Genomic DNA, 8,892 nt, shown 5'->3' on the forward strand with positions numbered 1-8,892 from the left:
TATTCTATTTATCAATAAAACAATATTCATAATTATAAGGTTAGTTGATGAAAAAGTTAGTATTAGCAGCGTTGGTTGGTTTTGTCGTGACAGGTTGTGGCGGCGGTGGTGGTAGTGATGAAAGTAAGCCAACACCTCCACCAGTTGTAGATGTAAAACCTGTAGCTGCACAAGGTGCTATTAATCAAGTTAACTATGCCAACAAGACAGTGGAAGTTAACGGACATACATATCAGGTTGAGCGTGTTCAATACGGTAGCAATGAGCTATCTATTAATAACCTCAAACAAAATATGATGGTTGAAGTATCAACACTGACCAAAAGCGGTGCTGTGGTGTCTATTGAACCAACAATGGTTGGTATGATTTCATCGATTAGCCATGATCGTAAAACCTTTGTGGTAAATGGCGTAACGTTAACGTTTGATATGAATGCTGAGTTTGATGTTAATGATTGGGTGATGGTGTCTTCACTGCCACAAGCAACAGCTGATGGCCTTGGTTATAAAGTTTTATCAGTAGTTAAAATCGAGCAAGATGATGTTGCTGGTCAATATGAAATTGAAGGTCGACTAAGCGATTTAGATCAAAATACAAACACTTTCAAACTAGGTGCAAGTACAACCGTTTTCTTTACTCCACAGGTTATTGAAGACAACGCTACATTGATGAATGGCCAGTGGGTTGAAGTGAAAGGCCAAATGATCAATAAAGAGTTTCATGCAACTGAAGTTGAAGTAGAAACGTATGATTCTTCGGACAATGATCATGAGATTGAAGGTATTGTGACTTGGGTAAACAGTGATAAATCTCAGTTTGAGTTAAATGCCCGTGGACGATTTGTTGTCAATTCACAAACTCATTTTGAAGATGGTAATAAAGCTAATTTAGTTGCAGGTGAGCTTGTTGAAGTGACTGCAGTTAACGGAGTTGCGAAAGAAATCGAATTTGATCGTGATTTTGGTGGCGAAACGGGTAACTGGCATGAGTTTGAACGTGAAGGTAATGTATCTTCAATTGGCTACGATCACTTCATAATCGCTGGTGAAACATTCTATGTTGATGCTTACACTGAGTTTGAAGACAACTTAAAACTAGAAACTTTAAATGGTGTATACATCGATGTTGAAGGTGTGATCATTGATGGGAAAAAAGTCGCACGTGAAATTGAGCGTGAAGATTATTAATTAGGCTCTATATCCAAGCAACCTCAAGATGCAGTGTTCAGCGAGACGACCTTAGTTCTCAGGCGCGGCAACGATTCGTAGATATAGTGGTTCTACATTGAGAATCGTTAACAAAGTCTGAGAGCTAAGGACGCTCGCACTTTGGGAGTGTGTCACTGAGCCGACCTCTTGCGTCAGACAACTTGGAAAGAGCATGCTATTCCGCTTCGTTGCCTTCCTTGAATTCAACTCAGTGACTTCGCTCTGAATCAGGCATATTGAAGTCGCTTGGGTATATATAATAAAAGCACCCACGTGGTGCTTTTATTTTATTCATTGATACAGAAACGATTTTCTAAATAGCACTGAATGGCTTGTTCACTGGCATCAAATTGGGGACTAGGAACATTGTGTGGGTCTACCCATTGCCAACCTTCACATTTATCTGGTTCTCTTAATTGCAATTCACCATGGTAAGACGTAGCAAGTAGCGTCACGCTGATATAATGCTTACCGCACTCATTATAAGTATCAAGGTTGTTAGTTACGGCAATAACAGTTGGATTGTTGATGATTAAGCCTGTTTCTTCTTCCACTTCACGAATAGCGCATTGGCTGAAAGTCTCACCTATCTCCATATGACCGCCAGGGATGGAATAATAAGGAGCATGACTGTTTTTTCGTTTGCCAATCAGAATTTGGTTTTGCTCATTAACAACAATAATGCCAATACCGACCATTGGTGTCGCTGTCATCTTTACTAATCCTTGTCTTACTTAGCATCTTATTGATTTTACCAAATAATCATTGAAAGGTCGTTATTGTTATAGCTAGGAATAAACTGGTACTAGCTAACTGATGCAATATTAGTTAATCTGCAAAAAGGTTAAAAGAATTAGGATTGGATGAATAATCAATGGAAAGTATAACGTTACAGCCGATCGCTAAGATTAATGGCGAAGTGAATTTACCGGGCTCAAAGAGTGTTTCAAATCGTGCCCTTTTATTGGCTGCGTTAGCAAAGGGGACAACACGTTTAACTAATTTATTAGATAGTGATGATATTCGCCATATGCTAAACGGATTAAAGCTGCTGGGCGTTAATTATCAATTATCAGATGATAAAACCGTATGCGAAGTTCAAGGTTTAGGTCATGCATTTTCACCAGAGCAAGCACTCGAATTGTATTTAGGGAATGCGGGAACAGCAATGCGTCCATTAGCTGCTGCTTTATGTTTAGGTGGCGGTGAGTTCGTATTAACCGGTGAGCCTCGTATGAAAGAGCGCCCAATTGGTCACCTTGTTGATGCATTGCGCAGTGCCGGTGCGGATATTGAATATTTAGAAAATGAAAATTACCCACCACTAAAAATCAAAGGTACTGGGCTTAAAGGTGGAGAAGTTGAGATCGATGGTTCAATCTCAAGCCAGTTTTTAACCGCATTCTTAATGGCTGCACCATTGGCACAAGCTAATACCGTTATTCGTATTAAAGGCGATCTAGTTTCAAAACCTTATATTGATATTACTCTTCATATCATGGCGCAATTTGGTGTTGAAGTTGAAAACCGTGATTACCAAGAGTTCGTTGTCAAAGGTAATCAGCACTATGTTTCTCCTGGTGACTTTCTTGTTGAAGGTGATGCGTCGTCAGCATCATACTTTTTAGCTGCTGCGGCGATTAAAGGTGGTGAGGTAAAAGTCACAGGAATTGGTAAAAAGAGTATCCAAGGTGATATTCAATTTGCTGATGCGCTTGCTGCAATGGGAGCAGAGATAGAGTGGGGCGATGACTACGTGATTTCACGTTGCGGAGAGTTAACGGCTGTCGATATGGATTTCAATCATATTCCTGATGCGGCAATGACAATTGCAACCACAGCGTTATTTGCAAAAGGAACAACGTCAATTCGTAATGTTTATAATTGGCGTGTAAAGGAAACTGATCGTTTATCTGCAATGGCAACAGAGCTTCGTAAAGTAGGTGCTGAAGTCGAAGAAGGTGAGGATTACATCACCATCGTTCCACCATTACACTTGCAACATGCAGCCATCGATACCTATGACGATCACCGTATGGCGATGTGTTTTTCGCTGGTGGCATTAAGTGATACGCCTGTGACAATTAACGATCCTAAGTGTACATCGAAAACATTCCCTGATTATTTCGATAAGTTAAGTGCCTTAAGTCGTTAAAATCGTCTGATAACTGAGATTACAGATTTAAAAGCCCAATGTTCTTGCATTGGGCTTTTTCATTGGCGTAAAAAGGAACATAACCTAAAGACATTACACTATAAATTGTGATTTTTTTTCCGTATAATGTGCCACCGTTTGAAGGCGCAGAGATATTTTGATTGTTGCTTTCATCTATTACGGAAACTACATCGGAGAAAACCTATGTCTACTCATGCTCCAGTCATCACTGTTGATGGTCCAAGCGGTGCCGGTAAAGGTACGCTATGTATGCTGTTAGCAGAAAAACTGGGCTGGAATTTATTAGATTCTGGTGCAATTTACCGTGTCCTAGCGCTAGCTGCTATTCATCATGGTGTTGATATCGAATCAGAAGACGCTTTAGTCCCACTGGCTGCACACTTAGACGTACAGTTTGTTGCAGAAGGTGAGTTGGTTAAGGTTATTCTTGAAGGTGAAGATGTTTCTGACACGCTTCGTACTGAAGAAGTAGGTAATACCGCATCAAAAGTTGCTGCATTACCTCGCGTACGTGAAGCATTGCTACGTCGTCAACGTGCATTTAGCGAGGCGCCTGGCCTTGTGGCTGACGGTCGCGACATGGGAACAGTTGTATTCCCTGGTGCGGAAGTGAAAATCTTCCTTGACGCAAGCGCAGAAGAACGTGCAACTCGACGTATGAATCAGTTGCAAAAAAAAGGCTTAGATGTTAACTTTGGCAGCCTTTTAAGCGAAATCCAGGAGCGAGACTACCGCGATCGCAATCGTGCTGTAGCCCCTTTACGTCCTGCTGATGACGCATTAGTACTCGATTCAACGGAATTATCGATTGAACAAGTACTTGAGAAAGTCTTAGCGCATGTTGATGCTAAGCTAAAATAACGAATCCATGTTTAGTTGTGAAAACAGCTAAATGGCGTCAGTGTCATGGAAGATAACTGACTTTATTATCAACCCCATGCGGTAGGATACCCATGGTTGTTTATCATATTGAAGATTAATTAAATGACTGAATCTTTTGCTCAACTCTTTGAAGAGTCGCTAAACCAAGTTGAAACTCGCCCAGGTGCAATCGTTAAAGGTACTGTAGTAGCTATCGAAAACGGTTACGTACTAGTTGACGCTGGTCTTAAATCTGAGTCTTCTATCCCTGCTGAAGAATTCAAGAACGCTGCTGGCGAACTAGAAATCGAAGTTGGTGCTCAGATCGACGTAGCTCTTGACGCGATTGAAGATGGTTTCGGCGAAACTAAACTTTCTCGTGAGAAAGCTAAGCGCCACGAAGCTTGGATCCAGCTTGAAAAAGCTTACGAAGAAGCTGAAACAGTTGTTGGTATCATCAACGGTAAAGTTAAGGGCGGCTTCACAGTTGAACTTAACGGCATCCGTGCGTTCCTACCTGGTTCACTAGTAGACGTACGTCCAGTTCGTGACACTGCTCACCTAGAAAACAAAGAACTTGAGTTCAAAGTAATCAAGCTAGACCAGAAGCGTAACAACGTTGTTGTTTCTCGTCGCGCAGTTATCGAATCTGAGAACAGCGTTGAGCGTGATGAACTACTTGCTTCTCTACAAGAAGGCATGGAAGTTAAAGGTATCGTTAAGAACCTTACTGACTACGGTGCATTCGTTGACCTTGGCGGTGTTGATGGTCTTCTACACATCACTGACATGGCTTGGAAGCGTGTTAAGCACCCTTCTGAAATCGTTAACGTTGGTGACGAAATCCTTGTTAAAGTTCTTAAGTTCGACCGTGACCGTACTCGCGTATCACTAGGTCTTAAGCAACTTGGCGAAGATCCATGGGTTGCTATCGCTAAGCGTTACCCAGAAAGCACTAAGCTTACTGGTCGCGTAACTAACCTAACTGACTACGGCTGTTTCGTTGAAATCGAAGAAGGCGTTGAAGGTCTAGTACACGTTTCTGAAATGGACTGGACTAACAAGAACATCCACCCATCTAAAGTTGTTAACGTGGGTGACGAAGTTGAAGTTATGGTTCTTGATATCGACGAAGAACGTCGTCGTATCTCTCTAGGTCTTAAGCAGTGTAAAGCTAACCCATGGCAATCATTTGCAGAAATGCAAGCTAAGGGCGACAAAGTTACTGGTAAGATCAAGTCTATCACTGACTTCGGTATCTTCATCGGTCTTGAAGGCGGCATCGACGGTCTAGTTCACCTATCTGACATTTCTTGGAATGTTTCAGGTGAAGAAGCAGTTCGTGACTTCAAGAAAGGCGACGAAATCTCTGCAGTAGTTCTTGCAGTTGACGCTGAGCGTGAGCGTATCTCTCTAGGCGTTAAGCAAATCGAAGAAGACCCATTCAACTCTTTCGTAGCTGACACTAAGAAAGGCGCTCTAGTAACTGGTACAGTTACTGCTGTTGACGCTAAAGGTGCAACTATCGAACTAGCTGAAGGCGTTGAAGGTTACCTACGTGCTTCTGAAGCATCAGTTGACCGCGTTGAAGACGCAACTCTAATTCTTTCTGTTGGCGATTCTGTTGAAGCTAAATTCACAGGCGTTGATCGTAAGAACCGCGTAATCAACCTATCTGTACGCGCTAAAGACGTTGCTGAAGAGCAAGAAGCAATGGCTACTCTGAACAAGCAAGACGATGCTGCGTTCGGTAATGCTATGGCTGACGCTTTCAAAGCTGCTAAAGGCGAATAATTGAGCATAGAGGGAAATGGCTTAGCTTTTTCCCTCTAAACGGCTATACTATTGAGAAACTTACTAAAACGGAGTGTTTATGACAAAGTCTGAATTAATTGAAAGACTATGTAGTCAACAAACACATCTTTCTGCTAAACAAGTAGAAGATGCAATCAAGGACATCCTTGAAAATATGGCGAACACGCTTGCTGAAGGCGATCGCATTGAGATCCGTGGCTTTGGTAGCTTCTCTTTGCATTACCGTGCTCCTCGCGTAGGTCGTAATCCTAAAACTGGTGATAAAGTTGAGCTAGACGGTAAATACGTTCCTCACTTCAAGCCAGGTAAAGAATTACGTGACCGTGTTAATGCATCAATTGCTGCATAACCGCGAATAGAACAAAAAAACGGCATACTCTCAGTATGCCGTTTTTTTATGTCTTTTGATTATGGTCTGATGAGTAAAATTACTGCATAATCAAAGGATCATAACTTGATTGAGTGAGAGGATTCACGATGAAGATTTTGGGTATAATTGTTTTAGTTGCTGCTTTCCTAATTACACTGGCTCTCGGTGCGCAAAACCAAATTTTAGTGAACTTTGACTACTTAGTAGCGCAAGGTGAATTCCAATTATCCACACTTCTAGGTATCGCATTTGGTTCTGGCTTTATTATTGGCTGGTTGATTTGTGGTACGTTATATCTAAAAGCTCGCTTTGCTAAAAATCGTTTAGCGAAGAAAGTAACTAAACAACAACAAGAGTTAGATACTCTACGCGCACAGCCTGTAAAGGAATAATCATTAATGCTTGAACTGTTGTTCCTACTTTTGCCTATTGCTGCAGCCTATGGTTGGTATATGGGTAACAGGAGCGCTAGTAACAATCGGCAAGAGCAGTCTCACCATTTATCTCGCCAGTACGTAACAGGTTTAAACCTGTTATTGTCTGATCAGTCAGACAAAGCGGTAGATTTGTTTATTGAGCTGCTCCAAGTTGATAGTGAGACAATTGATACACACCTTGCTTTGGGTAATTTGTTCCGAAGCCGAGGGGAAGTTGATCGTGCGATTCGTATTCACCAAAACTTGATTGCTCGTCCAAATTTGACGATTGAGCAACGTAACTTAGCATTACAGCAGTTGGCAAAAGATTATATGGTTGCGGGCTTTTTGGATCGTGCAGAACGTATCTTTGAGCAACTGTTGGATGAGCCTGAATATAAAAAGCCTGCATTACAGCAATTGCTTTCTATCTATCAGCAAACCCGAGAGTGGGAAAATGCGATAGATGTAGCTACGCAACTTGTTAAGTTGGGCAAGACAAAACTCAAGCATGATATAGCACACTACTGGTGTGAGCTTGCTATGCTTGAAATGAGTGCTCAGAATCAAGACAAAGCACTGCAATGTTTAAAGAAAGCATTATCGGTAGATAAACAATGTGTTCGTGCTTCGATCACGATGGCAAAGATCCTGATTAAAGATAGAGAATTTAAGCAGGCAGCTAAAACATTGGAGCGAGTGCTTGAGCAAGATGCTGAATTTATTGGCGAGGCTTTGCCACTGCTATTAGAGTGTTATGAAGCACTAAATAATGAAGCTGGCTGGATTAAGTATTTACGTCAATGTGTAGATATGAAGGCAGGAGCATCAGCTGAATTAATGTTGGCTGATGAAATTGCAAAAAATGAAGGTGCCGTGTCAGCACAGACATTCATGACGCGTCAATTGCAGAAAAACCCAACAATGAAAGGCTTTTATCAGCTGATGGAATACCATTTAGATGAAGCTGAAGAAGGTCGAGCCAAAGAAAGTCTGACCAGTCTACGTCATCTTGTTGGTGAACAATTGAAAATTAAACCGCGTTATCGCTGTCGCCAATGTGGTTTTGCTACTCACTCTCTTTATTGGCAATGCCCGTCTTGTAAGAGTTGGGGATTAGTTAAACCAATCCGTGGATTGGATGGCGAATAATGCTTGTTTAGAATAAAAAGACCAGACATTTTGTTCTGGTTTTTTTATGTCTAATTTATCGTGAATTTTATTCGTAAACGTTTTCGTTTCATGTAAAATCTGCGCGCGGTTGGATGACCGCAGAAGGAAACAACTTGATATCACAGGAGACTCAATGCTAGACGCTAAAGTAATAGACCCTAAAGTAATCGTAGCCCTTGATTATGATAATCAGAATGAGGCACTCGCTTTCGTCGACCGTATTGAGCCGGGCAGTTGCCGATTAAAAGTCGGTAAAGAGATGTTCACTTATTTTGGCCCTGATTTTGTGCGTCAACTGCATGATCGGGGTCATTCTGTATTTTTAGACCTGAAATTTCATGATATCCCAAACACCTGTTCTAAAGCGGTAAAAGCGGCTGCGGATCTTGGTGTGTGGATGGTGAATGTGCATGCAAGCGGTGGTGAGCGTATGATGACGGCATCTCGTGAGATTCTAGAGCCTTATGGAAAGGATCGTCCATTACTCATCGGTGTAACAGTGCTAACGAGTATGGAAGCCTCTGATCTAGCGGGAATTGGAATTAATCAAGAGCCGCAACAGCAAGTATTAAATCTTGCATCACTTGCAAAAAATAGCGGTTTAGATGGTGTGGTTTGTTCTGCGCAAGAAGCGTCTATTTTAAAAGGCAACCTGGGTCAAAACTTTAAACTAGTAACACCTGGTATTCGTCCTGTAGGTAGTGAAGCTGGTGATCAGCGTCGTGTTATGACGCCAATTGAAGCAATGGCAGCAGGTTCTGATTACCTTGTTATTGGTCGACCAATTACACAAGCTGCCGATCCTGCTTTGGTGCTTGCAGAGATTAATAAATCATTAGCTTAAATTTCTTTTAAACTAATCTTAAAAAAGCC

General features: G+C 41.6%; 9 protein-coding genes. 8 read left to right on the plus strand and 1 reads right to left on the minus strand.

Features of this window, described 5'->3' with window-relative positions:
- Window positions 1-47 precede the first annotated feature (47 nt).
- Complete coding sequence (locus tag E5A76_RS13810) at window positions 48-1,187, plus strand: DUF5666 domain-containing protein (RefSeq protein ID WP_161119272.1); 1,140 nt, start codon at window positions 48-50, stop codon at window positions 1,185-1,187.
- Window positions 1,188-1,495: 308 nt separating this feature from the next.
- Here E5A76_RS13810 and E5A76_RS13815 read toward each other — a convergent pair whose 3' ends face one another.
- The gene (locus E5A76_RS13815) at window positions 1,496-1,921 is read right to left on the minus strand and encodes a nucleotide triphosphate diphosphatase NUDT15 (protein WP_053988333.1); all 426 of its coding nucleotides are present in this window, start codon (window positions 1,919-1,921) and stop codon (window positions 1,496-1,498) included.
- A 161-nt stretch (window positions 1,922-2,082) separates the two neighbouring features.
- Between E5A76_RS13815 and aroA the strand changes: the two genes are divergently transcribed.
- The 7 genes from aroA to pyrF all read left to right on the plus strand — a co-directional run bounded on the left by aroA (window position 2,083) and on the right by pyrF (window position 8,863).
- Entirely contained in the window at window positions 2,083-3,363 is a 1,281-nt protein-coding gene (aroA, locus tag E5A76_RS13820) for a 3-phosphoshikimate 1-carboxyvinyltransferase (RefSeq protein WP_161119273.1), read from the plus strand.
- Between the two features lie 204 nt (window positions 3,364-3,567).
- Window positions 3,568-4,245 carry a (d)CMP kinase gene (gene cmk / locus E5A76_RS13825; protein ID WP_008986712.1) on the plus strand — a complete coding sequence of 226 codons (678 nt, stop codon included), beginning with the start codon at window positions 3,568-3,570 and terminating at the stop codon, window positions 4,243-4,245.
- Between the two features lie 123 nt (window positions 4,246-4,368).
- Window positions 4,369-6,039 (plus strand): 30S ribosomal protein S1, encoded by a 1,671-nt coding sequence (gene rpsA, locus E5A76_RS13830; protein WP_008986713.1) that lies wholly within the window; start codon window positions 4,369-4,371, stop codon window positions 6,037-6,039.
- A gap of 79 nt (window positions 6,040-6,118) precedes the next feature.
- A complete protein-coding gene (ihfB, locus tag E5A76_RS13835; RefSeq protein ID WP_008986714.1) occupies window positions 6,119-6,409 on the plus strand; it encodes an integration host factor subunit beta in 291 nt (96 codons plus the stop codon).
- Window positions 6,410-6,537: 128 nt separating this feature from the next.
- Window positions 6,538-6,822, plus strand: coding sequence for a LapA family protein (locus tag E5A76_RS13840; RefSeq protein ID WP_008986715.1), 285 nt, complete (start codon window positions 6,538-6,540; stop codon window positions 6,820-6,822).
- Window positions 6,823-6,828: 6 nt separating this feature from the next.
- On the plus strand, window positions 6,829-7,998 hold the full coding sequence (gene lapB / locus E5A76_RS13845) for a lipopolysaccharide assembly protein LapB (protein ID WP_023932204.1): 1,170 nt from the start codon (window positions 6,829-6,831) through the stop codon (window positions 7,996-7,998).
- Window positions 7,999-8,152: 154 nt separating this feature from the next.
- Window positions 8,153-8,863: an orotidine-5'-phosphate decarboxylase gene (pyrF, locus tag E5A76_RS13850; RefSeq protein WP_161119274.1), complete on the plus strand. Its 711-nt coding sequence runs from the start codon at window positions 8,153-8,155 to the stop codon at window positions 8,861-8,863.
- Window positions 8,864-8,892: the final 29 nt, after the last annotated feature.

It is taken from the genome of Photobacterium lucens (genome assembly GCF_009873615.1).
In the GTDB taxonomy this organism is placed as follows: Bacteria; Pseudomonadota; Gammaproteobacteria; order Enterobacterales; family Vibrionaceae; genus Photobacterium; species Photobacterium lucens.